This window comes from Amycolatopsis sp. TNS106 (assembly GCF_019330265.1).
GTDB classification, from domain to species: domain Bacteria; phylum Actinomycetota; class Actinomycetes; order Mycobacteriales; family Pseudonocardiaceae; genus Amycolatopsis; species Amycolatopsis lurida.
The window spans coordinates 2443521-2467995 of record NZ_CP024972.1 but is presented as its reverse complement, the minus strand read 5'-3'; the positions used below and the strand labels follow the sequence as shown (position 1 = coordinate 2467995).

The window sequence follows — 24475 nt, the reverse complement described above, 5'->3', positions numbered from 1 at the left end:
CGGTGTCAGCCGGAGGGAGCCTCGTTGGGCTGGGCGCGTTCGGCGGCCGAGGCGAGCTGCGAGCGGGACTGACGGGCCAGGAGGTCCTCGGCGTCGACTCCGTAGCGGCGGCTGAGGCTGTGGGCCAATGCCGCGGTGACTGCCTGGTGGGCGTTGAGGATCTTGGAGATGTTCGTGGGGTCGTATCCGAGCGTGACGGCGAACCGGCTGTTGCTCAAGCCGGTGGCGGCGATGACCGCCCGGATCAGGTCGATCGCCGAGGCGTTGTCGTGCACGTCGAGGTAGACGGGATGCTGGCTTAGGGGGAGCTGCTGATCCGCCTGTGGCCGCGATGTGCTCGCGGTCGGCGACGGTGGCCAGCGCGGTGCGGTTCTGCCGGATCAGCAGGTCGAGCGGGTCGATCGTGTAGCGCTGCGCCACGGCATGAGCGAGGTCCGGGCTAATGCTGGTACTGCCGTCCAGGACGCGCCCCATCTTGGCCGTCGGGTAGCCGACGGTGGCCGCGAAGTCTCCGCGGGAGAGGCCGCTGCGGGCCACGACATCGATCAGCACGTCACGTGCGGTGGCACACGACAATTTGCCTTCCGTGGTCTTCCCGGTCTGCTGGGCGGGAACGGGGGTGCTCCTAGCGTCGCGCGGTGAGGTACGCGGGCCGACGGCAGTGTGTTCGCCGGGTGGCGAGGTCAGGGTCATCGTGTTCTCGTCGGCGTCGGCTCGGGTGTCGTGAGGGTGGGGATGCGGCCGACGGCGGCGAGAGTGAAGGGCGCGCGCGGGTGTCGCGTGGTGTCCGGGTCTGGCCAGCAGGATGTGCTGGTGATTCCGGGTCCGAGAAGGTCCAGGTCGGACACCACTGACGCGAACCGGGCGGGACCGAATGTTCTGGGATGTGGCGGAACGCAGCGTTGGTAGGCGCGGCACCAGCGGGCCGTGTCCTCGCGCAGCGCTGTGCGCGTGGGGAGTGGAAGCTTGGGTAGCAAGGGTTGATCGGACAGGTGCGTGACCGCGAGGATGCTGCCCGGCGGCAGCTTCGTGGCGAGCGACCGGATGACGACGCGGGGAGCGCGGCGTTCGAAGAAGTGCAGGATGTCGACCATCAGGACGGCCAAGGGCCGGGTGCGGTCCAGCAGCTTGGCCTGGCGGAGACTGCCGAGCATCTTGGGGACCGCGAAACAGTTGCCGCGTATCGCGGCGGCTCGCAGGCCGGGGTGTGCGTGCCGGCGGAGCCAGGCGCGATTGAACTCGTCGACCCGGATGTCGTTGTCCACGAACACGATGCTCGCCGCGGCGCCGGGACTGGACGCTTGTGCGGTGAGGGTGGTGTAGGCGGCGCTGGTGCAGGCGAGTCCGGAGCCGAGCTCGAGGAACTGGGTGATGCCCTCGGCGAGGGCGTGCTCGACGACGCGCGCGGTGAAGTGGTCGCGCTCCCGCACCGCGGCCGGGGCGGCAAGGGAGATGTGCACGAGTTCGTCGGCCAGGCGCCGGTCGGGCACTGTGCCGTGGTCACCGTTGCGCAGAACATTGTCGACCAGGGCGGGGTGCGGGCGCATGGTGCACGGGGTCGGCAGGGCCGACCACAGCGTTTGATTCTCGGCGCGCGTGGTGAGGGTGTGGTTGTACCGGCAGCATCCGCGAGCCGCCGGGCAGGGGCCGCCCCAGTACGGTCCGCGGCCGTCCCGCCATGTCTCGACCGTTCGCATCGCCTCCGGGCCGATCTCACGAACGATCAGCATGCCGTCGCCCCGCCGAAGGTGCCCGGGGCGAGAAGCCTCGACGTGGAGGGAGTCTCAGTCAGCGCGCGGGAGGCCAGCCGGGCGATCGTCTGCTGGTAGGGCGCGAGGTGATCCGGGTGGTCCAGGACCAGCATCGCCGTCGGTGTGAATGCGGTGACGACTTCGTTGCCCCGATCGTCCTGGAACAGGGTGAAGCCCGGTGTGGCGGTGGAGGCGCAGGTGGCCGGGATGATTCTGAGGTGGCAGCGGGGGTGCCGGACCAAGGTATGGAGTTGGAGCCGTTGCTCGGTCGCGACCTGTTGTGGCAACGACCGGCTCAGAACAGTCTGGTCGATGTACATCGTCGTCGTGGGGCACTGGGGCCAGGTGAGGATCGTCTGGCGTTCCTGGCGTGCTGCAGCCCCGTCACGGACCGTGTCCTGGGCCAGGAGGCCGCTGGCGCGCAGGATGATTTCGGTGTATCCGGCGCTTTGTGCCAGGTGCGGCAGCTGGTGGGGCTGGTACGAAATGATCGTGCGGGCGTTGGCACCGAGATAGAGGAGCGTGGGCAGTATGTCGGGAAGATCGACCGGGTGGGCCTGGACGCTGTAGGCGCGCGGGGAAAGCTCTGCCACGGCGGATACGCGGTCGATCTCCTGGGACACCGCCTCGGCCGCAACGAGAAATGTGGCTACGTCCAGGCTGGTCGCGGACATGTACCCGGTGACAATTCGGCTCGTTTTCGCGTCGCTCCAACCGAGTTTGTCCGCGATTTGTGCCTGAGTGAGGTTCGATCGCCGTTGTGCGTGCTGCAGCGCGGCTCCGATCTCGCGGCTTTGGACCGAGGGGCGATGCGTTGATGCGGACGTTGTTCCGGCGGGAGAGAGTGCGGCGCTGGGCACGGTGAATCACTTTCTGAGGCACGCAAGGAAGAGCTGATTGCTGGCTTGACGGATGAGGTTGGTGCGGTCGATACCGAGGTTCGGCTCGGTAAGGAACTCGCGGCCGGCACGCGACGGTGGCGACGTTGCGGTGGCGGGGAAGGAACCGGTGTTCCGGCGACCGCGATGGGCCAACGGAACACCGGCTCCCTGTGCTACCCGGCCAGGACCAGATCCGCCTGCGTGACCTGCGTGTGCGGGTCACGCAGGTGCATGGTGCGGATCATCCACCAGAGGAAGCGCGGCTCCGCGACCTTGGCGTAGATCGTGGCGCTGACACAGGCCTGCGTGTGCGACCGCGACGCGAGTCCGATTAGGACCCAGTCGCGTCCGTGCCGCTGCAGGGCGCCGGTCCCCGAGTCACCGGCACACGCGGTGCCGCCGTTCGGGGCGGTGCCCAGGCAGATCTCGCCACGGCCGATGCCCGCCTTGGCGCAGTCACCGTCCGGGGCGATCGGGACGTCGAGCTGGTACAGCCAGGCCGGTGCCGGAGCACCCCACTGGGCCGGATCCGGGTCGGTCACGCCCCATCCGATCTCCCGGGCCGGTCGCCCCGCACGCGGGAGGGCCAGCTTCGCCGGCTTGACCAGCCAGGATGGAATCGCACGGTCGAGCTCGATCAGTGCGATGTCCCAGATGTAGCCGTCCTGGTCCGGCATTCCCCACTCCCACCCAGTCGGAGTGGAGATGGACCGGACACGGGTGATGACGCCACCGTGGAATCGGTTGGTCGACCCGATCCGCAGCGTGTACTGCGACGGATCGTGCGGTTCCGCCTGTGTGTCGACCCCGGCCCGCCGCGGGGGCGGTGCCTGCTGGAACGCCAGCCATGCCAGCTCGCCTGCCTTGTCCGCGCGCTGTGGTGCGGGCGGTTGTTTGGTCAGGCAGTGCGAGGCGGTGATGACGAACCGAGGGGCGATCAGCGCCCCGCCACAGGAGTGCCAGTCCGGGACGCCGTTCTTTTTCGACTGGATCGACCCGGCACCGGCGTAGGCCTGCGGGGCCCGTTCGCCGCCGACGATCATCGGCGACACATCGTCGACTCCGGTGCCGTTGGCGGCCGGGCTGGTGGTGCTGGCGGGTACGGCCGTGGCCGCACCGTGGTTCCCGCCGTCGGCGGCAGCGACCGGCGCGGCGCCGAGGCCGGTGGCGACGAACGCCGCCAGGGCGGCCACGGCGACGCGCAACCCGCCACGGCGGCGGGCTCTCGTGCTTACTTTCACTGTTTCCCTTCTCTGATAATGCTTCCTGACGCTCTCCGCGGGCGTGCGGGAGCGCGACTGTGGGCCACCGGATGTCCGCGGTGGCGGTGTGCGGCAACGGTGGGCCACCGGGCGCGGTGCTCACAGCACGTGGCGCGGCCATGGTGGACAGTCCTGTTCGGACGACGCGACGCTCTGCACGGAGCGGCCGGTCGTGCCGTGCGGTGGACTCAGCTGTCGCCGGGGTCTGGGGGCGGATCGGGCGGCGTCGACGAGCTGCCGGTAGAGATCCGTGCCGGTGCCGACGCCGGGGGATTGCGCCATGTAGAACATCGGCACGCCGGTATCACGCCGGAACAGGACGAGCCGGACCGCGCGGTGGGTGGTCACGTCGACGAACAGATGCTCCGTTAGGGAGTGGCGATGCTCGATCTGGCGACCGAGCAGGCTGGAGAGCCACACTCCGGCGTCGTCACGGTCCAAAGCGCCAGCGTCGGTGACCTCGGTCAGCCGGCGCGAGAGGTTGATCGCGGCGTGATCGACGAGATCGGCGACTAGGACGTTGGGTGACGACTCACTGTGAGCGGCGTTCTGCGCTGCCGCGGTCCATGTCGTCATGAGGCAGCCCGCGTCGCGATCGCGCACCACACCGGAAGCTCCGCACCCCTGAGGTCCTCGGGTGGCGGCTCGGCCCAGCGCGAAATCGGGGTCACACCGGGATCTTCCAGCTGCCAGCCGTCGAACCATGCCTCGATCTCCGGGCGACTACGTGGCGTGAGCATCGGTTCGGGGGTGTTGACCAAGTGCCTGGCCAGGGTCTCGAGTGCGGCCGCCGCCGGGGTGCCTGGGGTGGCGGTGCCGAAGGCGCTGACCGCGATCACACTGCCGTCGGGGAGCTCGTGGTGGTAGGCGCGGATCAGGTCGGTGACATCACCGGGCCAGTGTGACGGGTCGCCGATCATCGTCAGGCCCACCGGTTTCCCGAGGTCCAGGGACCAGTTCCCGGGTCCGTGCAGGGCGTGCAGCGGGCCGTGGACGTCGTGGACCGGGGCCAGCACTGTCGCGGCCCGTTCCTGCTCCTGTCGCTCCAGCACGAGTGTCTGATGGGCGCAGGAGACAGTTTCTCGGGCCACTAGCAGCGTGGTGGCGGACGGGAGGTGGGCCTGGACCAGGGTGTGTTCTGTTTCCTCTTCCTCCTCTCTCTGCTCCTTATCTGTCTTCTTCGGGCCGAGCGGCAACCCCGCGCGGAGGATGACGAACTGGTCGATACCTCTGTCCTTGGCCATGAACTCGAGGGCCTTGTCGAGGAACACTCGCTGTGCGGCCAGGCTCACGCCATAGCCGGACACGTTGTCCTCAATCCTCGCGGCCAGTGTCCGGTCGACGGGGTAGATCCCCATCGTCGTGTCCGCCTTGAGGGCCGTGCTGAGAAGGACGCCGTTAAGGCGGGCGACGGTCGCCTGATCGAGTTCGGCTGCCTGGTTTGGCACGGTTCCACGTGGTCTCAGGAAGTACGGATCAGGCGATGTCGTCATGGCCGGTCCCTTCCGTGTGCGGAGTGGTCTCGTTCGCCGGAACCGGTTCCGCGCCACCTGGGTGGCGGGCGACCAGCGTGAGCAGCTCTGACACCGCGTTCACTGTGGACGGTGGTGGACCGTCCACTGGCGGCGCCGGGTTCTCGGCCTGGATCTCGACGCCGCCGCACTGCTTCAGGTCCCACCGGTGGGGCTCGGTGAAGAGCTGCAAGAGCTCCGAGGCACTGCGCAGGACCAGAGGTGACCGGGTGCTGTTCCAGAACTCGATCTCCCCAGGAGAACGGTCTGCATCCGCGGCCGAGGCTCGTTCCTGGAGCGATAGCTGGGTGATCGACACCCAGCTATCAGCCGGCAGGATGTTCCAGAGCCCGGCGAGCAGGGCCCGCGGTTTCTGGGTGTGCTGGAGCGCGGGGGAGAGCAGGACACAGATCGGTTCATCGAGAGTGATGTCGCCGGTGAGGTCGGCGATGCGCAGGCATGCTGCGATGTCGGGATACGAGGACCTCCAGCGGATGTTCGGGTCGTCCTGGCAGGTCGTGACGATCCACGACCGGACGGCGGATTCGTCGTCGTCGAGCAGATACAGCACGCGACAGCCAGAACCGGCAGGGAGCTTCTGATGAGCGGCCTTCCACGGCGGGAGGTCAGGATCGACGACGACGTACTGCCCGAATCCTGCCGCGTGGGCCTGGGCGAGAACACGGTCCCGGACGGCGTGTTCGGCCTCGATCGCCGCAGCGATGGTGGGCATGCAGGCGCGGATTCGTTCCGCGGCCGCGTGGGCTCCGGGGTCGCCGGGGCGGCCGGCGAGCGCGGCCCGGACCCGGGCGCGGGTGACGATCCAGTGCGGGTCGCCGAGGCCGGATGCCAGTGTGGTGCCCGGGTGGCGGGGGTGGTCAGACATCGTTGTGCACTCTCGTGTTCTCGGGAAAGGGGGCGGATGGTGCACTGCCGGTCAGCGGGTGGGGGTTACTGGGTCGGCGGGGGCGGGATGATCAGCTCGGACATCCGCACTGGCTTGTCGATCACGCCGTAGCCGCGCATCAGCTCCACCCAGCGCTGCAGCTGCGCAGCCGATGCCTCCAGCGGGTAGAGCGGCATGGTCATCCGCTGGGCAATGCCCGGGTCGACCTTCATGTCCTTGACGGCGATCTCCCGCACAAGACCCGGGTTCGTGGTCGCCTCGGCGGCCGCCCGGCTCAGGACCCGCTGGAACACCGCGATCTCAGCGGGATGCTCCTTCGCCCAATCCTCTTTAACGGTGTAGCTTCCGACCGAGATGGACTGCTCGAAGCCGCCACCGCCGACCGGATCGATCAGCGGGAACAGGCCCTTGTCGGCGGCATCGGTCGCGTACGGCTCGGTTAGCAGTGCGGCGTCGAGATCCCCGTCCTTGACTAGCCCTGCCATGTTCTGAAACTTCTGTGTCGACCATTGGATTTTCGAGGCATCTACGCGGTGGGTTGCGAGCACGGTCCGGGTGAGCATGTCGCTCACCCCGTTCACGCCGTTGTGCGCGATGCGTTTCCCGGCGAGGTCCGCCACCGAGCGCACGGAACCGTCGTTGCGGGCCATGATCCACATGTGTTTCGGGCCTGCCATCGCCGCTTCGGTCACGATCCGCAAAGGCAGGTTGGCCTTCGCGACGGCTGTGATGATCGCGACGTCGCCGGCGTAGGCCATGTGGACGTCACCGGCCATCAGTTTGGTGATACCGATCTGCCCGCTTTCCGCGGGCTCCAGGCTGACGCTCAGCCCGGCTTCGGTGAAGTAGCCCCGTTCGACAGCCCACCGCAGCGGTGCCGTGTCCAGAACCGGCATCACCGCTACCTCCATTGGCGCGAGCCTGCCGGGGGCTGGATCAGATGCCCCGCACCCGGTGGCAGACAGGAGCAGCGCGGCGCCCAGCAGGGAGCCGAGCACGGTGGTGTAGCGCCTGCGGTGCGGCTGAAGCGATCTCATCGTGGGTCTCCGAACCAAGAGGGGACAGGGAAGCGCGGATAGGGAACGCAGGGGTCGCCCGTACGGCCAGGCGGTGGGCGTGACGCGGCAGGTGGTGCCGGGTCAGCGATGCTGACGCCGGATGGCCGGAGGCCGGCGGATTGGGCGCAGTAGAGGGCGGATGACGTCGGGACATGGGTAGCGCGGCTGCAGGCCCGATGCCTGCAGCTGATCACGGTGCACCCCGGCGCCGTCGAGAATCGCCCAGAGCGCCGCGGCCCGCGCGTTATCCGTGCTGCGACCCAGATGCGCGGACGCGAGCACGTGACGCCACTCGATCATCAGGTCTGGATCCGTCAGGACCCATCTGCGCAGAAGGCTCCTGCGTGCGACGCGTTCTCGCTTCAGCACACTCCAGGCCACCGTGTACGCAGGGCCCTCGATCTCTGCGAGCATGTCGCCGACCGTCAGTTCCCGGGACAGGATCGCGCGGATCGCGCGACCGCACGGCGCGGCCAGCCACTCGATCTCGGTTCCGTTGAGAATCCTGACGCGCTCGCCGCTGATCGTCGCCGCACCTCGAAGGATGAACTCGGCCACCAAGCTCACCGCGACTGCGAACCTATCCCGATGGAACTGACGGGGAATCACGTGATCGCGGTGCTCGTCCTCCGTCGCTGACAACACCAGCACAGGCAGAAACGCTGGTTCTTCAAAGTCCGAAGTCGTTCCGGACTGCGGCGTGTGATGCAAGGTGTCCTCCCCTGTGGACGAGACGGCCGGTCGGGGCGGCCCCTCTGCGATGTGGTGCCTAGGCAAACGGCCAGGGTTTTCCTTTGTGCGCCACGGCTCCCACGTTGTATTCGTCGACGGCGAAGCGCTCCAGAAGCGGACCGGGCGGGTACCACTTCGAACACGAAACCAGCGCGGGCTGAGAAGTCAGAGGGCTGGGAACGACAAGCGGGAGGCCCCCGAAGAATGTGGCGATCTCCGCTTCCGGGCGGCATAGCCGGGTACCGAAGCTCTCTTCGAGGACATTCGCCGCCCTGACGGCCGCCGCGCTGTCGGCGGCGCCGCCGGGGATGCACAGGTGGCTCACGGCGACGAACGATCCCTCGGGAAGCGTGTCGATCTGGCCCGCAGTGACCTCCGCCGGGGTGACGCCGCTGCTGGACGGGAGAAACGGCAGTGTGGCGCAGTGCAGCAACGCGACTGGTTCGGAGGCGTCCAGTGGAACACTCGAGCTTTCGAACAGCCGGGTAAGCAGGGCCGGGTCGTAGATGTCGTCGTGGACCACACGAACGACAGGCCCACGCCCTTTGGTCCTCGTGTCGAACTCGAGCGCAAGCGTTGCGCTGTCCAGTTCCGGTTCCACATACACGACGACCGCATCAGGGGCATCACGGTGAATGAGCCCGTGCAGCGGCGCTGCACTTGTCTCGCACTGATCAACGCCGAGCAGCACAAAGTGAGACACCGCACCGCGGCTGATCAGCATGCGGCACACCCGAACCCGGAACCAGAAATCCTCGGTGAACAGACGCTTCGCACCCTCGAAACCGCCCGGCAGCACCTGAGCGATCTTGGCGGCGACGTTACGGTCCTCGATATAGTTGTCCTTGCCGCCAACCAGCGCGTCGATCACCCGCACACGACTACGCCGCTCCTGAACCGCCAGCTGCTCTGACGGCATCAACCGGGACGTGGCGACACTGGAACCCACGTTCAATGTCCTCTCGATTTTGTTGGGGTGATCTTCAGGTCGCGTGGAGCGAACGACCAGGAAGGTCGACCGGGCGGTGGCTGAAGCAACCGGGCGGTATGGGTGTTTGAGCAGTAGAAATAGCTCTGCGTGTTCGGCACTATTTCGAGGCTGTACGCGTGGAGACCGCTCCGAGATGCTCGGCAGAATGTCGGGCGGAAGGACTGCCGTCGGCTTCGTGGACTTCCGCCGAGACGGCCAGGCGCTCGCGGCCATGACGTGACGCAGTCCGTCGGCGGCGTGCCCAATCGTGCGTGCCTTGTGCGCGAGGGGCGCCGTCCCCGGCCGGGCACGGTTTCGAGGCGAATGACGATTCAGGTCCTCAGCGGTCATCGCACTTACCGCCGCCACCGGTGGCCCTCGATCCGCGGCAGGCCCCGGCGATCGCTCACGGCCTTCGATCAGGTCGTTTGTGTCGGAGGTTGTGAATGCGGTGCTTGGTCCGTGGCCGATCGCAACCTCGCGGCGCCGTCTGCCGTCCTTGTTGCTGCGCCCGAGTCCGGCGATCACGTCGATCTCCTGGCCATGCGTGACGGCGACGAGCACGCGATGCACTTGTCGCCACCACCGAGTTCCCATACCAGGAACTTTGTCGCAGAGTGATCGACCACAACACAGCCCGTGACGACCAGTTGGGTGGCAAGACCGACGCGAACTAGGCGTGAAAGGCATAGGTCAGCCGGATCGGCGCCAAGGCGCTAGCCTCCGCGACGTGGATCTCCTGCCGTTCGACGACTACGTGCGCTCGCTCAACCGGAAACGAATGTCCGCCGGCGTCCTCTACCGCGACGAGAACGACCGGGTATTGATCGTGGAGCCGTCCTACAAAGAGCACTGGGACATCCCTGGCGGCGCCTGCGACAAAGACGAACCACCATGGCGCACCGCAGACCGTGAGATCCGGGAAGAACTCGGCATCACCCGGCCGCCCGGCCAGTTGATCGTCATCGACTACATCCCCGCCGACGATCGCATGCCCGAAGGACTCGCGTTCATCTTCGACGGCGGACTGATCAGCGCCGACGACCTGGCGCGGCTCGACATCACCGACCCCGAGATCGTCTCTGTCAACCTGATGCCGCTCAACGACGCCGCACCCAAGCTGAAGCCGATTCTCGCTCGCCGGGTCGCCGCCGCACTGGACGCCGCCCATGCCGGTCGACTCGTGATCTGCGAAGACGGATACCCCGTCGGAAGTTAGGCTGGACGGCCGGAAACCGGAGGCGCCATGACCGGAGACACACGGACCCCGTTCGCGGAGAACCTCGCCCGGTTCCGCAAAGGGCGGAACCTCTCCCAGGAACAACTGGCCGAAGCCGCCGGCGTCGGCATCGACACCGTGGCTCGGATCGAGCAGGGCATTCGCTCCACCTGTCGACCGAAGACCCTGAGAAGTCTCGCGACCGCCCTCGGCGTCACGGTCGACGCGCTGCTTGGTGCGGTTCCGCAGCGACTACACTCCCGCGACGTCGACGTCGCACCGCTTCGGAAAGCCATCACCGCCGACGCTCGCATCCCTGGCCTTGGCGACTTCGCCGAGTCGCGCGAGCTCCTGCCACTCGAGGAGCTGACGACCAGCGCACACAGCGCCTGGCGCGCCTACGTCGACGGCCGCCACAACGAACTTCTCCACGCGCTGCCCGCCGTGCTCACCGACGCCCGAAGGGTCGTCCGCGATACACATGACGAACAACGGGCAGGTGCGCACCGTGTTCTGTCCACTGCCTACCGGCTCGGTGCCGGAATCGCCGGACGCCTCGGCCTCGACGACCTCGCCTACACCGCGGCCACCCGCGCGCTCGACGCCGCCACCGAATCCGATGCCCCCGAAGTCGAAGCCGCGATCTCCCTCCGCTACCTCGCCTGGACCCTCATACGGCAAGGCCGCGCCGAAGAAGCCGAACGCGTCGCCACCGAAGCCGCCGCGGTCATCGAACCCCGAATGCTCGACCGCGACCCCGTCCGCGCCGGCGTCTTCGGCAACCTGCTGTTCAACGCCGCCACAGCCGCGCTCTCCTCCGGGAGTGCAGACCGCGCCGAAGACCTCCTGGCCGCAGCACACGCGGCCGCCATCCGCTCACGCGGCGACACCGCGACGGAAGCCGCGATCTTCGGGCCCCGGGTGGCAGCGCTCCAGCGCGTGGACCTCGCTGTCCGCTCCGGAGACCCCGAGCGAGCTCTCCAACTGGCTGGCACAGTCCCCGACGTCGAGGGTGGCGACGTTCCTGCGTTTTGGGAGGCAGGCCACCGGCTGTACCTTGCGGCCGCCGCCGCGGAACTGCGTCGCGATCGCGCGGCCTTGGCGTGGCTCGCCGAAGCGAAAGACCTCGCCTCCGACTGGGTGCGCTATCAGCCACTCGGGAAAGCCACGATGAAACGGATCGTCGATCGCGCCACGCGACGCCGCGGCCCGGAATTTGCCCAGCTCGCCGCTCACTACGACGTAATCGCCTAGGTGTAGCGGTCAGACGCCGCACTTCTACACGGAGACTGGCGGACCCCCGTCCTACCTCCTAGCACGGGAGGTAGGGCAAGCGGTGGAGATACTCGGCCACGCGGCGGAACTGCCTGCCTGCGGCAGTTCGGTACGTCCGGCGCGGGGAACTACAACGGTGGCGCGCCGCCCGGCCCGCCGATGGACCTGCCCTGCCGTCGCCGACTTGCTCGCTCGCCTGGGGCTCTAGCGGGATCGGGTGGCGTCCTTGGCCCAGGCCAGATAGTCGGCGGAGCCCCTGACGAGCTCGACTGCCGTCACCTCAGGCTTGTCCCACGGGTGACTCGCGATGATGTGCGCTTCCAACTCGGCGTACCTTCCGTCAGTCGTCTTGAACGTCACGTTGAACTCTTCACCTTGGCCAGACTTGCCAAGGTGCCAGAAGAACGAGGTGACCGGTCCGACGACCTGCGCGGTGGCCGCCAGACGGGCTGCGACGGCTGAGGCCGCGAGCTTCTCGCCGGACTCGCGGTCAGGGGTGGCTGTGGTCACGACAAGGTGATCTGTCATTCCGGCAGCGTAGGGCAACGATCAACTCCGAAGCCCGTGCGCGAGCCATCCACCGTTCATCGCGCCGAACCGCGTCCGTACGAGGTGCAGCCTTCGGGATCGGCCGTCTGCTGCCGACGTTCGCTAAGGTCGGGAACGGCGTTGCCGACAACCTGAACGCCTTATGCAGCTCCGGGCCGTTGCGGTAGCAGCAGGGCCAGGACGTCCCCAGTAAATGATCAGAGAAAGGGCATGGCCAGCGTGATCCGCTCCGTTGTGTTCGACGTCGGCGAAACGTTGATCAAAGACGATCGGGAGTGGGGGGCGTGGGCTGATTGGCTTGGAGTCCCGCTGAATACTTTGTCCGGGCTGGTGGGAGCGGTTACGGCGGCTGGCCTTAACAACGCTGAGGCGTTCCAGCTCATCCGACCCGGCTTCGATCTTGCTGCCGAGCGGCAGCTACGGGAGCAGGCCGGTGTTGGCGAGCGGATCGAGGAGTCGGATCTCTATCCCGACGTCCGGCACGCACTCGAAGCCCTGAAGGCAGCGGGCTACTGGCTCGGGATCGCCGGGAACCAAACCGTCCGAGCCGCCGAACTGCTCCGGCGACTCACGTTGCCCGTCGACACCATCGCAACGTCCGGCGAGTGGGGAGTTGCGAAACCAGACGGCGAGTTTTTCCACAAGGTTGCCGAGCTCGCGCCGGGGGAGCCGGACGAGATTCTCTATGTCGGTGATCATCGGGACAACGACATCGTGCCCGCCCGCGCCGCCGGGTTGCGATCAGTCCTGGTCCGCCGCGGCCCGTGGGGGTACTTGTGGGCCAGCGATCCGATCATCCGTGAGAACGCCGACTGGGTGATCGACTCCCTCGCCGAACTTCCTGGCCTACTCGCTTCCTGACTACTGCCCGAAACCGCTTCGGCTCTGCGGCTTCACCAGGCTGGCAGCGAAATCCGCGAACGCATCACGCAGCTGTCCGCGTGTGGTGAGCTCGAGATGATCGACCACGTCGATGACCTGCGAATGTTCGCGGACGTGCTCAGGTGCGATGCGCCCGGCCTCCCTGAACGCGCTGAGCACGCGTTCGGGCTGATCGGCGAGGTGGAACGCCCGTCCCAGGTCGATGTAGAAATGTGAGCGGCGCTCCGCGGGCATCGTGATCGGGGGCGCCCAGCTGCTGGCCAGTCGCAAGGCGCCGCCGACGTCGCCGAGTTCCACGGCAAGTGACAGCTGATGGATACGCACGGACGGCACCCCGAACACTGTTCCCAGGTGGACGCCCTCATTCACCTGCCGTGCTGCTTGCTTCGCTTCCTCGATGTGGTCACGCGCTCGCAGTGCACTCCCCGCCCGGGCGGCCATGACGGCCGCCCGCATGTGCAAAGTGCCGTACGTGGCCGCAGCAGTCTCGGACGCGCTGACGTGAATCTTGTTGGCCGCCGCCGTCAGCATGCGGCTACCGGCATCCAGGTCGTGAGTTGCGAAGTAGATCTCACCCCGCACATACGCGGCGCTGCCGACGAGCAGTTCGTCTCCGGACTGCGTCGCGGCGGTTCGCATCAGGTCGATGATCCGTGCCGAGAGGTCGTAATACCCGAACTTGTCCGCGACCGCATCAGCCGCCCGATACGTGCGAGCGAGCAGGCCAGCATAGTGAGGCTTCAGCGACGGCGGTGCGGAGAGGATCGCTCGGTGAAGTTCAGGCAACAGTTCGTTGACGTCGGCCGCCAACACGGCATAGTCAGATTGCAGCCGTCGCGCCACGACCGTTTGAACAGCCACCGTCAGCTCGGAAAGAGGGCGAACAGGTCCGTCCTCGGGCAGATCCCGAGTGTCCAGTACGCGACGAAGCTGCGGTATGTCCGAATGCACCACGCTGGGCGCAGGGTTTCCCGGTCGCGACGAATCGCCTCGCCAGTTGATAACGTTCTGGCCCGCGCTGCTCAACTCGGGAGAACTGTCGGGTCGAACAGGTGCAGAACGGACGTCACCGTCTGTCGGTTCCGCGCCTACCTCGCGGTCAGCGAATGAGCCATCTGTGCTGTCGGTGGGAGGATCAAGGCGTAGAGCTAGTTGCCGGCGGGTGATGCGGAGTTCCCCGGCGAGACGTTGCTGGAGGAAAGGCGTGCTGGGTTTGTAGGTGCCGTTCTCCCACTGTCGGACCGTCTTCACATCGACGTCGAGGGCCGCCGCCAGGCTCTCCTGCGTGTGGCCTGCTGCCTTACGATCTGCAACCAGCCCTAGGCGTCTAATCTTCACCAAAGCCCTCTCGGTAAGCCCCTGACCTGCATCGTCGCTGGTCAAGACTACCAAACTCGCGGTTCATTTCCGGTTAACTGGCGCGGTCGGCCTGGTTGGAACGCCCGGCTAGGCTTCCCGAGAGAGTCAGCCCCCGTGCGCCAATTCGCGAGTTCGTGCCGCCCGCTCCGATTCGGCCCAGCCGGGTGGCATCTCGGCGAGGCAGTCGAGCGCGGCCTGGCGAGAACCCGAATGGTCGCCGAGCGCGCGCAACACGAGTGCCTTTGGTCAAGGAAGAATGGTGGCGTATACCAGTAGCCTGAGGTCGGCTGAACTTGTGTCGTCTTCGAGGTGTCGCACAAAAACCAGCACCTTTGACAAAGAATCAAGAGTGGCCTGATTGACGGAGTGTGGCCAATTAATTGCGCAGAGTTAAGCGGTCCGACTGTTCGCAGTCCAGTGTTTGCTTGAAGACGCTTTCCAGTCGAATTGGATAGACCTGCACCTCTTCGAGGATGATCGATTGGGCAAATGTGTCATCTGCGGCGACTAAGCGCTGAGCGAGTTGTCGGCGAGTAATGCGGAGTCCTCGGCGAGACGTTGCTGAAGAGCGACTGTGCGGGGCTTGTATGTGCCGTTCCCCCAGTTGCGGACGGGTTTCACGTCAACGCCGAGCGCTGAGGCTCTCCTAAGTATGGCCTGCTTGCTCACGATCAGTGACCAGTCTGTGGCGTGGAACCTTCACAAAGTCCTCTCAGATAGCACGCTGCACGAATCGTCGCTGGTCAAGGCTACCAAACTTCCGGTTTGCGCCCGCTTACGCGAGGGCGGGCGCCCTGGTCGGGACAGTTGGCGAAGTGCAAGATCATGGTCCTGAAGAACCGGATTCGTTGATCCGCAGCCGAGCCCGATCGTTACGGGTTCGACGTCGTTTAGCCGAACGCGGCCAGGTCTTTGTGGGGAAGAACCGTGATTATTGCCAGTTGCATTGCACCTGTCGCTCCAGTGAGGAGAGAACAAGCGGCGTATGAGTGCTGATGCCGCAGCAGCGATCTCCATCGCTGACCGCCATCGAATGGATGCGGCGGGTACCACCTTTGCCTCTCGGAGGGGATTACCACCTCGCTGGGGTGTCGGCGGCCCGCTCGTGCATTGTCCATGCGCTAGATCTCGATGTGTGGAACCAGAGCGAGATTCTTCTTCCGCTGTGCCTGTCGGCTTCCTCGCGTGCCGAACACGTCAGCGAAGGACGCCGGGGCGTACCAAGATTTCGCGCGCGACCGTCCCCCGTGGACTGTCAGGCATGCCTAAGTGAAGCAAGCCGTATCAGCACAACCTGGTTACCGGTCATCCAGACGGCAGACTCACCGTCTCCGGATTCCCGGATCTGGTGGTCTTCGGTGCGAGGTGATCGTCCGCTGCTGGACTGGCTACGGGATCCAGAGGGGTACAAGGTTGCCCGTTCCCATCGGACCGCGGCCGCGCACTTGACGGGCTTGATGGCGCGGGCGCCGGTTACTGAGGTGATCAGTGTCAGGGGCGATGTGCTGTCGCACAGCGGAAGTCTGATCGAGCCCGGTTCCGGGAAGGACGTCAGGGCGCTTGTCCGCCGTGTGATGGCAGGCGTTGGCGCTTGTAGAGGGGATTCGGTGTGTGCGGAGGTGTTGTGCGGTCCGGTCAGGTCCGGTTCCTGAGTTACAACCTGTGCGCTTATGGCGACGACCTTGAGCGGGCTGAGCTTGCCCACAAGGTGATCCGGCAGCAGCGCGCGGAGGCGGCCGAGGTGGGTGATGCGCTGGTGATCGCTGTGCAGGAGCTGATCGTCGGTGACCAGACGGTCGGGGGCGGCGGCACGAGGTGGTGTCGTCCGTGGTGGCCGGGGGCCGGTCGGCGGAGTAAGGCGGGACGCGCGGGGTGGCGGCTGCGGACGCTGGCCGAGGCGACCGGGTTGCGGTGTGAGTATCAGCGGAACCGGCCGGCCGTCGGGGTGGGCAACCAGCGTTATCACCTGGGGTTGTTGTGGTCGGACGAGCTGAGCCCGGCCGGTGGGTTCGCTGCTGTGGCAGGTCAGGCGTTGTGGCATGCGTATCTGCAGCTGGACCTCGATGTCGGGGTACGGGAGCCGGTAGCGCACGGGTCGTTCCATGCGCGGCCGCATGGGCTCCGTCAGCGCGCTGACGAGTGCGAGGTGGTGGTGAAGCGGGTGTACCGGTCGCCTCACCGTCGGGCGACGCTGGTCGGGCTGGACCGGAACGGAGTCGCGGCGGATCTGCCGGGCTGGCCACCACAAGCCTCGGGAGAGACGCCGTGGCCGGAGTACGACCACGACCCGTACCGCGTGCGGCACGGCGAACCGTGCCACACGGTCGACTGGCATCGCGAGTTCGTGGACCAGTGCCGTACCTGGCTTAACGCCGACGGGACGCGGGGCTGGGAGGCGGACCGGACGGCGGGACGGGTGCTGTGTGATGGCGGCCTGGTCGACGCTGCCGCGGCGCTCAAGGCGCCGTGGGCGGCGACCGTGGGCCATTGGTCCGGCGATCAGGCGTGCGGGCTGCGTCGATTCGACAGCGTGATCGTCACTCCTCATGTCGTGCGAGGGCTGGTGTCGTGCGAGGTGATCGCGAGCGAGCTGGCGACGAAGGCGTCGGATCATCTACCGGTCGTCGCAAGGTATGCGCCGGCGGCGATCACCGTATCGGCCGGCGGGTAGGGGTCGCGTGGATAGACATGGTGTCGGGGGAGTGGCGTGATGCCGGGCCTCGATGTGGTCGCGGCGCGGATGCCGTGGCGGCGCAGCAGTGTGAGTGCTCGGTCGGCGTGGTGGCCGACGATCGGCGACGTCGTCATCGAGGCGCACGGGGACGACGTCCCGGACGCCGATTGGTTCGGGCCGGGAGAGGCGGGCCGCGAGTTTGTGCGGTGGATACCGCGTTATGAGCGTTCGCCGTATCGCTTGTGGACGGTCTTGGAGTGGCAGGCGCACGGGTTGCCGGTGGTCGATATCGCGGTCCTGGTCGGTGTGCCGGAGGCCCGCGTGCGGTCGTGGTTGACCCGGAAACGCGCGTGAGGCACGGAAAGAACGGGAGACGGCCGCGATGAGAGCGGCGGTTGACGAGGGGAGAGACGACATGACGAGCACCGAGCTACGGCTTCGGACCGCGACTGCGAACGTGAAACGCGCGGGATACGACCGTGCGACCCGGTTTCACGATCACGACAAGCTGGCGGGGACCCTGCGTTCGCTGAAGGAAACGCCGCATGCCTGGTCGTCGTCACGGTGAGGAAAGGATCCGGTGGATGACGGCCCAGGTGACACGAGAAGGCACGTGGCGCGACCGGACGGAGCGATGGCCGGCTGCAATGGTCGAACATCCCGGCTGGTGGCTCGACGGCACGGGGTGTTGGCGGCGGCTTCTGCTGTCACCGGGTGCGGTATGGCTGGCCGTAGCCACACCCCGCCCGGACGGCGGTCACGAGGTTGCTCTCGATCTGATCGAGGGAGAGCCTGGCAACGAGCCCGACGTCGACGTTGTCGACCCGGCCGAGTTGACCACGCACGGTTCCCGGCTGGGCGAGGAACTCCTCGCGGCGGGGCCGGTAGCACGGATCCGCACCGGCGAGCTGTGGGAGGCGCTGGTCGGCGCGATCTTCCGGTGCACGATGCCGCTCGAGCGAGCGCGCACGGTGTACCGGAACGCTGCGAAGGCGCTCGGGATGGGCCACGACACGCCAGTCGGCCGGGACTGGGTGTTCCCCGGTCCCTCCATGGTCCTGGAGCTGGAGGCGGACGTGTTCGATGTCTGCGGCCTTGGAGAAATCCGCGATCGGCTGCGTACGGCGGCATGGGTCGCCCGGGTACTGGAGTCACGGCGTCTGACCGTGCCGTGGTACCAGCTCGCCACGGTTCTCGCGCCGGTGCCGGGGATCGGCGCGCTGATCGCCGGTGCAGCGGTCGCCGACCTCAGCGGGGACTTCCGCCTTCTCCCGCCCACGGACTTCCTGGTCCGTCGTCGAGTTCGTGCACTGGACCCGTCAGCCTGGCCCGAAGGCGTAGTCGACTTCGGCGCGCGGTGGCAGGCGATGACCGGAACCGAACGATCGACGTGGACCGTGCTGGTTCTCGCCAGGCAGACCGCAGCGCGGACCTCGTGTGGCGACGGAGGTACAGCGGATTGGACAGCGCTGTGCTGAGACCGGCTTGGAGACGTATACGGACGGGACATGCCCCAGTGGACAGCCGGCAATCGGTCAGAGGCCGGCGTCGACGCCATTGACCCGGCCGCGCTCACCGGCGCCGGTTCACGGCGCGCGAGTTCCTGGCGGAGGTGGGATCAGTCGCGCGGACGCGGCCCGGTTCCACTCCTGCGGCTTAGCTCGCCGCGCACGACAAGGCGTTGAAGGCTCGGCGAGCCGACCCGGAAAAGGCGCGGTTCACGCGCGGAGCCAGCGTGGCGGGTGCCGTGCCCTCACCAACGACAGGGAATGAGAATGTCTGAAATAGCCGGGTCGACCGCGACGTCCGACGATCTGGCCGCGCGGGTCGTACAGGAGTACGTCAACGACAGCGGCGCGACCACATACACGCTGGCGGCGCGCCACAGGGTGTCCCGCCACCGCGTCTGGACGATTCTCAAGGCCGCCGAGGTGGACACGCGCCGCCGTTGGCCGGAGCGGCAACCCGCAACACCAGAGGTCGTGGCGGCCTACCAGGCGGGATCGACCATTGAGCGTATCGCGGAGGACTCTGGCCTGAGCTACCGATTCGTGCGTAACGGTCTGCTCGCTGCGGGCGTGACACTGCGGCCACGGAAGCGTGCGGTCGCACCGTGCCCGCCGGGAATGATCAGCGCATACGAGCGCGGTGCGTCCATTCGGCAGCTCGCCGCTAAATACGGGCACAGCTACAACGTGACACGCACCATGTTGCTCAACGACGGAGTGACCTTACGCTCGCGCGGCGTCGGCCCCTCCATGGTCGGCGACCCGTGATGGTCGCGGCGCGGCAACTCAAACGGGAGTACGAAGAAGACAGGGCCACCCTCACACAACTGGCCAACCGTTACGGACTGACTTATCACAAGACCCGGCAGATGCTCCTCGATCAAGGGGTCGAACTGCGGGGTGCCGGGCCTGCGCCGTGTCCCGCGCCGCCCGGCATGGTGGTCGAGTACGTCGAACTCGGATATTCGATCGAGGAACTCGCATCGAAACACGATCTCTCGTACGGCGTCGCGCAGGATGCTTCTGCGCGAGGGCGTTGTGCTCCGTCCACCGGGGGGAAGGTGACCGGCTTGTGCACCGCGCCAGTCTCGATCACGACGGCAGCCGGGCGCGGATCCGCGATGCGATCCGGGACCTGTGAGAACAGGCGGCCGCCGCCGTCGTGGATGGTCGGTCAGCGCCGTAGGCGGGCTGCCACGACGGGACAGTGCTCTGCCGTGCCAAGCCTCTCCCTGGAAAGAGCCCAGCCGACCGGTTGGCATCCGCGGCCATGGAAACACCGAGCCACAGCTCCGCGAGGCCACAGACCAGCAACATCAGGGGAGCCACAAGGCGGCAATCCCGGTCAGCCGGGTCCTCGAGGACGTCATGTCCTCAGTGCACCCGGGACGCTGACGCGGTTGCCTCAGCAGACCCCAGCACCTCTGATCGGCCGTCGTACTGTCCAGAAGCAGGACGCCGCCGGGAAACGACTGCCCAGGGCAGAGTCTGGGAGGGCGTACGGTATTTCACGCGGCTGTGCGAAGCCGGCGTCGAAGCTCGCCGTGCGGTTGATTGCTGACGGGCGGACGGACCGCGGTATTGCTGGAACTGGGCATGGTCAGCGTGGGTGTTGTGGTCAGCGGAGCGCATGCCGGCCGCCGGGCGGGTCGAGGGTCTGCAGGTCGGTGAGCAGGACGCTGAGATCACGGGGGAGCCGGCATCGGGTCCTGCGTCGCCACGGCGGGCGAGGGCATGCGGCGCAGTCGCCGTGGCTGTCGACCTGGTGCTGGTCGAGCAGTACGCGCAGAGCACCGGTCAGGAGGGGAATCACGGTTCGGGCGAGGTGTTCTATGTCGTCGGTGTGGTTTTGGAGGGCGACGTTGTCGAAGTCGCGGAGGCGTTCAACGACGCCGACGGTGAACGCCTGTGCCAGTACGTAGTTCACGGATGCTCCTGGGGTTGTGCGGAGGCTCACGTCGGTGGTTCTGGGTTTGTTGCTGGTCTGGTCGCTGGCAGGTTTTTGCCTCCGGTCGTGGGCAGTTGCCGGAGCTTCTTCAGGACGCGTCTCATGACGGCCTGGTCGGGTATCGGAAGGGGGAGGCGTTGTCGGTGTGCTTCGGCGAAGGACACCGCGCGCCGTGCCAGTGGCAGCGGTGGTCGGTGGTGGGGGCGCAGGTCTGCGGCGAGTACGGCGACGGCGGGCAGTCTGTGCCGGGGCACCGTGGGTGCCAGCATCACCGCGCGCTCCCGTGCGAGGTCCAGGGATCCGGCCAACGGCAGGTAGGCGGTGGGCGGGTCAGCGCGGCGAGCACGGGCCCCGACGGTAGTTTCGCTTTTCCCGCAATCACAGCGGCAGACGCAGTGTCGTCGGGTCAGGCGCACGGTCCAGGCGGTGACGTCGCGCTCCGGCTCGGTGTCGGCCGGCCCCCAGGTGTGGTGGTCGTGGGCGCAGTCGCCGCAGCGGACGGGATCCGGGTGCACGGTGCGGTGGCCTAGCGGCCGGGCAGGAGACGGCGCGGGACGTCCATGGTGAGGACGTCGCGGTGAGCCGGATGGTCCGCGGTCGGGTGCGTGAGCAGCGCGGCCTGGGAGCGCCGTGTCGTGATCATCGGGGGTCGTCCTGGCCGGAGGCGGCACGGCGGGCCTCGACGACCTGTGACGGCCACATGACGAACCCGTGGTCGCATTGGTAACCGGCGTGCTCCCAGGCCCAGGTGTCGCAGCAGTGGCCTCCGACGGCGAAGGACACACCATGCTCGACGACGAGCACAGTGCTGGGGGGTGGGGCAGTGGTCTGGTGGGTCACGGGGATCAGCTCCTCGAAGGGCGGTGAGCGTGGCATGGGGGTGGGTGCTCCGCGCCGGGGCGGGAAGGCGCCGGACGGTGACGGCCGCCTGCGCTGCCGGCGTCGGGGGCCGCCCGGGCAGCGAGCTGGTCACGGCGCGCACGGCGCGGAGCACCTGGTCGTGGTGGCATTCGAGTTCGAGAGGGTCGTCGTGATGCTGCGGGCGAGCCGGGTCTCACCCCGTGCTCTCCGGCGGTGCGCAGCGGGAGGGTTGAGCGGTGGCTGGTGCGGCCCGTGGTTCCTCGGCTGCGAGGGGGAGGGTTTCCAGGACGCGGTCGACGGCGCTTCGCGAGCCGGGGGAGCTGTCGCGCAGATGACGCCACCGCACGCCGCGGACCTCCGGGGCCCGCATGCGCAGATCCGTGCGGTGGGCGACCCTGGCCATCACCAGCGTCCCGGCCTGCACCACGCCCTGCGCTGTCTGGCTGGTGGCACCGAGCCGGTGTACCGGGGTTCGGGGGAAACCCCAATCCGACAGAAGCCACGTGGCGGCGTGGTCGATCGAACCTTCCGGTACGTGGGGGACCGAGGGCAATTGCCATTCCGTTTCCTGGAATGGTGGTGTCAGTGTGCATTGCAGGACGTCGTCCTGGTGAATGATGGCCACCATGAGGCAGGTGTTTGAGCTGTCGGAGGTCACGCTGTTCCTCGCGTTGTCGTCTCTTCCTGGATCCACGGCCGGACATTGACCGGAATCCGTTGGTGCCCGGCCAGATAGACAGTGCTTTCCTCGGGTTTCGGGCCGTGTTGTGAGCGTGCCTCGCTCGCGCCTGCCGCGGAACCCCGTGGCGTTGCAGCCACTTGCAGCACACTGCAATGCGCGTTGCAGCCCTATTGCAGTTCACGGTTCCGGGCGGCACAGTGGAGCGGAATAGGGAGGGCGTGAACAATGAATTTCCGGTGGACGGCGCAATCGGCGATGGCTCTCAAAGCGGCGCTGAACCTGAACCTGGCTACGTTTGCCGAGCATCTCGGGCTGAGCCCCAGCACCGTCAACCACTGGAGCGCACCAGGATCGTCGGTCACACCGGGCAGGGAAGCACAAGAGCTGCTGACCGTGGCCCTGAACCAGGCCACCGGCGAGGCGAAGAACCGGTTCTGGGCCACCGTGGCCACTGAAACCGACGACCCGGCCGGCGCCCCTGAGCGGCTCGATCTGGGCGGCCAGATCCGGGACGGCGCGAAGTTGTCGATGACGATGGCCGACGAGGCCGCCCAGCTGGCCTCCAGCGACGAACAGCTGAGCTACCTGCGCGACGAGTTGTGCAGGATCGCCGTCGCCTATGTCCACACGCCACTGTCCACCGTGGTCGACGATCTCCGCGACGCGCAGAAAACGCTGGCGGCCATCACCCAGACCGCGCACCGCCCGCGCAGCGCACACGAAGCGACCGTCCTGTCCGGAGTGCTGTGCCTGCTGCTCGCGCACGCCAGCCAGAACGCGGGCGACCAGAAAGCGGCCCTGCAGCAGCTGCGGTCGGCGAGCACCTTTGCGAACGTCTCCGGGAGTGACGCGCTGCGGGCCTGGACGCTGGGTTCCGCGGCACTCATGCTCGAGTGGTCCTCGCGCCCTGGGGAAGCCGCCGCCCGGGCACGCGAAGGTCTCCAGTACCCGGTCAGCGCGCAATCGCAGCAGCGGCTGCTGGCGATCGCCGCCAGGTCAGCCGCGCGAGCCGGGGACGCCCCGGCCGCACGCGACGCGCTCGCCCGGCTCGGCGACCTGGACCCGGCACCCGCCGCTCGGGACGACGTCGTCGACTTCGGCGGGCTGCTCAGCTTCCCGGCGACGAAGCTGACCTACTACCAGGGCGGGGCGCTGACCCTGCTCGGCGCCTACGAGCAGGCCGAACACCACTCTTCGACGGCGATCAACGGCTACGAAACCGGCCCCTTGGAGGAGCGCTCCTACGGCGACGAAGCGCTCGCCCGGCTGGACGTGACCCGCGCCCGGCTCGGCCAGGGCGACGTCACCGGCGCTCTCGCCGCCGCCGAGCCCGTCCTCACCCTCGACCCGCAGCTGCGGATCCGGCAGATCGACACCGCCATCGGATGCCTGCGCACGGACGCACACGCCCTCGCCGGACGTCGTCACGGTGACGCCGCCGAGCTCACCGACCGCCTCACCGGCTACCTGACCGCGGCCCGGCAGGCGCCACGAGCACTACCATCAGCGCGTGCCTGATCACCCGGACACCGCCGCCCTCGTCCAAGCCTGTCGCGAAGCGGGCCTCGACCCCGGTGACGCGGTCCTGCTCCGGCGGCACGCCACCACCGTCTACCGCATCCCCGGCCCCGGCCAGGACGTGATCGCCAAAATCGCCCCACACACCGCCCGGACCAGCGCGGAGCGCGCCATCCACCTCACCCGCTGGCTCCGCACCCACGACTTCCCGTGCACCGAACCAGCCAACGTCAGCCAGCCGATCGACGCCGGCGACTTCGTCGTCACCTTCTGGAAGCACTACGACCAAACCCAGCACCGGGACCTGCCCGGCGCCGCGCACCTCGGAACGCTGCTCCGCACGCTGCACGCCCTGCCCGCACCGCCCATCGACCTGCCCGCGGCCACGCCTCTGAGGCACTTCGCAAACCTCGTGACCTCCTCGGGCACGTTGTCCAGCGACGACAAAGCCTGGCTCGTGGCCGAACGCGCCCGCCTGCTCGCCGAGTACGCTGACCTCGACTTTCCCCTCGGCGTCGGCATGCTGCACGGCGACGCCTACCCCGGCAACACTCTTTGGGACGGCGACGCCGCACTACTCGGCGACTGGGACGAACCTGCCTTCGGCCCCCGCGAACTCGACCTCGCACCCACCCTGCAGGGCGGGATCCGCTTCGGGCGCAGCACCGCCGAACTCGACGCCTTCACCACCGCCTACGGCTACGACCCCCGGAACTGGCCAGGCCTGCCCATCCTCACCGGCCTCCGTGACTTGCACACCCTCGGCTCCTTCATCCGCCGCGCCCAGCACGGCGACACCGACGCCGTCAACGAACTCGACACCCGGATCGCGTCCCTGCGCCGACGAGACAACTCCTCCTGGCGCGCCGCCTGACCCGGCCGGAGCGATGAACGCCATCCACATCAGTTTCGACGCCAAGACCGCCGC

General features: G+C 67.6%; 25 protein-coding genes. 10 read left to right on the top strand and 15 right to left on the bottom strand.

Features of this window, described 5'->3' with window-relative positions; translation table 11 throughout:
* Positions 1-5 precede the first annotated feature (5 nt).
* The 10 genes from CVV72_RS11145 to CVV72_RS11100 all read right to left on the bottom strand — a co-directional run bounded on the left by CVV72_RS11145 (position 6) and on the right by CVV72_RS11100 (position 9636).
* Entirely contained in the window at positions 6-275 is a 270-nt protein-coding gene (locus CVV72_RS11145; protein WP_219152354.1) for a hypothetical protein, read from the bottom strand.
* Between the two features lie 414 nt (positions 276-689).
* Positions 690-1730: an SAM-dependent methyltransferase gene (locus tag CVV72_RS11140; RefSeq protein WP_219152353.1), complete on the bottom strand. Its 1041-nt coding sequence runs from the start codon at positions 1728-1730 to the stop codon at positions 690-692.
* Positions 1724-2611, bottom strand: coding sequence for a helix-turn-helix transcriptional regulator (locus CVV72_RS11135; protein ID WP_219152352.1), 888 nt, complete (start codon positions 2609-2611; stop codon positions 1724-1726). The genes CVV72_RS11140 and CVV72_RS11135 overlap by 7 nt, the downstream gene beginning before the upstream one ends.
* Before the next feature lie 194 nt (positions 2612-2805).
* Positions 2806-3873: a trypsin-like serine protease gene (locus CVV72_RS11130; RefSeq protein WP_219152351.1), complete on the bottom strand. Its 1068-nt coding sequence runs from the start codon at positions 3871-3873 to the stop codon at positions 2806-2808.
* Between the two features lie 120 nt (positions 3874-3993).
* The gene (locus CVV72_RS11125) at positions 3994-4470 is read right to left on the bottom strand and encodes a hypothetical protein (protein WP_219152350.1); all 477 of its coding nucleotides are present in this window, start codon (positions 4468-4470) and stop codon (positions 3994-3996) included.
* Positions 4467-5342 carry an SAM-dependent methyltransferase gene (locus CVV72_RS11120; RefSeq protein ID WP_219152349.1) on the bottom strand — a complete coding sequence of 292 codons (876 nt, stop codon included), beginning with the start codon at positions 5340-5342 and terminating at the stop codon, positions 4467-4469. Before CVV72_RS11120 ends, CVV72_RS11125 begins: the two co-directional genes overlap by 4 nt.
* Positions 5343-5370: 28 nt before the next feature.
* Positions 5371-6291, bottom strand: a complete 921-nt coding sequence (locus tag CVV72_RS11115) for an SAM-dependent methyltransferase (RefSeq protein WP_219152348.1) — start codon at positions 6289-6291, stop codon at positions 5371-5373.
* Positions 6292-6356: 65 nt separating this feature from the next.
* Positions 6357-7349 carry an ABC transporter substrate-binding protein gene (locus CVV72_RS11110; RefSeq protein WP_219152347.1) on the bottom strand — a complete coding sequence of 331 codons (993 nt, stop codon included), beginning with the start codon at positions 7347-7349 and terminating at the stop codon, positions 6357-6359.
* 102 nt (positions 7350-7451) lie between these two features.
* On the bottom strand, positions 7452-7928 hold the full coding sequence (locus CVV72_RS11105) for a hypothetical protein (protein WP_219152346.1): 477 nt from the start codon (positions 7926-7928) through the stop codon (positions 7452-7454).
* Positions 7929-8139: 211 nt separating this feature from the next.
* Positions 8140-9636, bottom strand: coding sequence for an SAM-dependent methyltransferase (locus tag CVV72_RS11100; protein WP_219152345.1), 1497 nt, complete (start codon positions 9634-9636; stop codon positions 8140-8142).
* A 166-nt stretch (positions 9637-9802) separates the two neighbouring features.
* On the opposite strand from CVV72_RS11100, the gene CVV72_RS11095 reads away from it, so the two are divergent.
* Positions 9803-10291, top strand: a complete 489-nt coding sequence (locus CVV72_RS11095) for an NUDIX hydrolase (RefSeq protein WP_219152344.1) — start codon at positions 9803-9805, stop codon at positions 10289-10291.
* A 27-nt stretch (positions 10292-10318) separates the two neighbouring features.
* The gene (locus tag CVV72_RS11090; protein WP_219152343.1) at positions 10319-11545 is read left to right on the top strand and encodes a helix-turn-helix domain-containing protein; all 1227 of its coding nucleotides are present in this window, start codon (positions 10319-10321) and stop codon (positions 11543-11545) included.
* A gap of 225 nt (positions 11546-11770) precedes the next feature.
* Here the strand turns inward: CVV72_RS11090 and cutA are convergent, their stop codons facing one another.
* Positions 11771-12094: a divalent-cation tolerance protein CutA gene (gene cutA, locus CVV72_RS11085; protein WP_219152342.1), complete on the bottom strand. Its 324-nt coding sequence runs from the start codon at positions 12092-12094 to the stop codon at positions 11771-11773.
* Positions 12095-12334: 240 nt separating this feature from the next.
* Between cutA and CVV72_RS11080 the strand changes: the two genes are divergently transcribed.
* The gene (locus CVV72_RS11080) at positions 12335-12976 is read left to right on the top strand and encodes an HAD family hydrolase (RefSeq protein ID WP_219153907.1); all 642 of its coding nucleotides are present in this window, start codon (positions 12335-12337) and stop codon (positions 12974-12976) included.
* On the opposite strand, the gene CVV72_RS11075 is transcribed toward CVV72_RS11080, so the two are convergent.
* Positions 12977-14380: a helix-turn-helix transcriptional regulator gene (locus CVV72_RS11075; RefSeq protein WP_219152341.1), complete on the bottom strand. Its 1404-nt coding sequence runs from the start codon at positions 14378-14380 to the stop codon at positions 12977-12979. It lies immediately after the preceding gene.
* A 1600-nt stretch (positions 14381-15980) separates the two neighbouring features.
* Between CVV72_RS11075 and CVV72_RS11070 the strand changes: the two genes are divergently transcribed.
* The 5 genes from CVV72_RS11070 (at position 15981) to CVV72_RS11050 (ending at position 19306) form a co-directional block, all read left to right on the top strand.
* Positions 15981-17027: a hypothetical protein gene (locus CVV72_RS11070; RefSeq protein ID WP_219152340.1), complete on the top strand. Its 1047-nt coding sequence runs from the start codon at positions 15981-15983 to the stop codon at positions 17025-17027.
* Between the two features lie 39 nt (positions 17028-17066).
* Entirely contained in the window at positions 17067-17384 is a 318-nt protein-coding gene (locus CVV72_RS11065) for a hypothetical protein (protein WP_219152339.1), read from the top strand.
* Between the two features lie 61 nt (positions 17385-17445).
* On the top strand, positions 17446-17598 hold the full coding sequence (locus CVV72_RS11060) for a hypothetical protein (RefSeq protein WP_219152338.1): 153 nt from the start codon (positions 17446-17448) through the stop codon (positions 17596-17598).
* 16 nt (positions 17599-17614) lie between these two features.
* Entirely contained in the window at positions 17615-18508 is an 894-nt protein-coding gene (locus CVV72_RS11055; RefSeq protein ID WP_219152337.1) for a hypothetical protein, read from the top strand.
* A gap of 297 nt (positions 18509-18805) precedes the next feature.
* The gene (locus CVV72_RS11050; RefSeq protein WP_219152336.1) at positions 18806-19306 is read left to right on the top strand and encodes a helix-turn-helix domain-containing protein; all 501 of its coding nucleotides are present in this window, start codon (positions 18806-18808) and stop codon (positions 19304-19306) included.
* Positions 19307-20156: 850 nt separating this feature from the next.
* Here CVV72_RS11050 and CVV72_RS11045 read toward each other — a convergent pair.
* The 3 genes from CVV72_RS11045 to CVV72_RS11035 all read right to left on the bottom strand — a co-directional run bounded on the left by CVV72_RS11045 (position 20157) and on the right by CVV72_RS11035 (position 21900).
* Entirely contained in the window at positions 20157-20465 is a 309-nt protein-coding gene (locus tag CVV72_RS11045; RefSeq protein WP_219152335.1) for a hypothetical protein, read from the bottom strand.
* A gap of 660 nt (positions 20466-21125) precedes the next feature.
* On the bottom strand, positions 21126-21326 hold the full coding sequence (locus CVV72_RS11040) for a hypothetical protein (protein WP_219152334.1): 201 nt from the start codon (positions 21324-21326) through the stop codon (positions 21126-21128).
* Between the two features lie 214 nt (positions 21327-21540).
* Positions 21541-21900 (bottom strand): hypothetical protein, encoded by a 360-nt coding sequence (locus CVV72_RS11035; protein ID WP_219152333.1) that lies wholly within the window; start codon positions 21898-21900, stop codon positions 21541-21543.
* A 384-nt stretch (positions 21901-22284) separates the two neighbouring features.
* Here CVV72_RS11035 and CVV72_RS11030 point away from each other — a divergent pair, with 384 nt between their 5' ends.
* Positions 22285-23547, top strand: coding sequence for a hypothetical protein (locus tag CVV72_RS11030; protein WP_219152332.1), 1263 nt, complete (start codon positions 22285-22287; stop codon positions 23545-23547).
* Positions 23540-24421 carry a phosphotransferase enzyme family protein gene (locus CVV72_RS11025; protein ID WP_219152331.1) on the top strand — a complete coding sequence of 294 codons (882 nt, stop codon included), beginning with the start codon at positions 23540-23542 and terminating at the stop codon, positions 24419-24421. Before CVV72_RS11030 ends, CVV72_RS11025 begins: the two co-directional genes overlap by 8 nt.
* Positions 24422-24475: the final 54 nt, after the last annotated feature.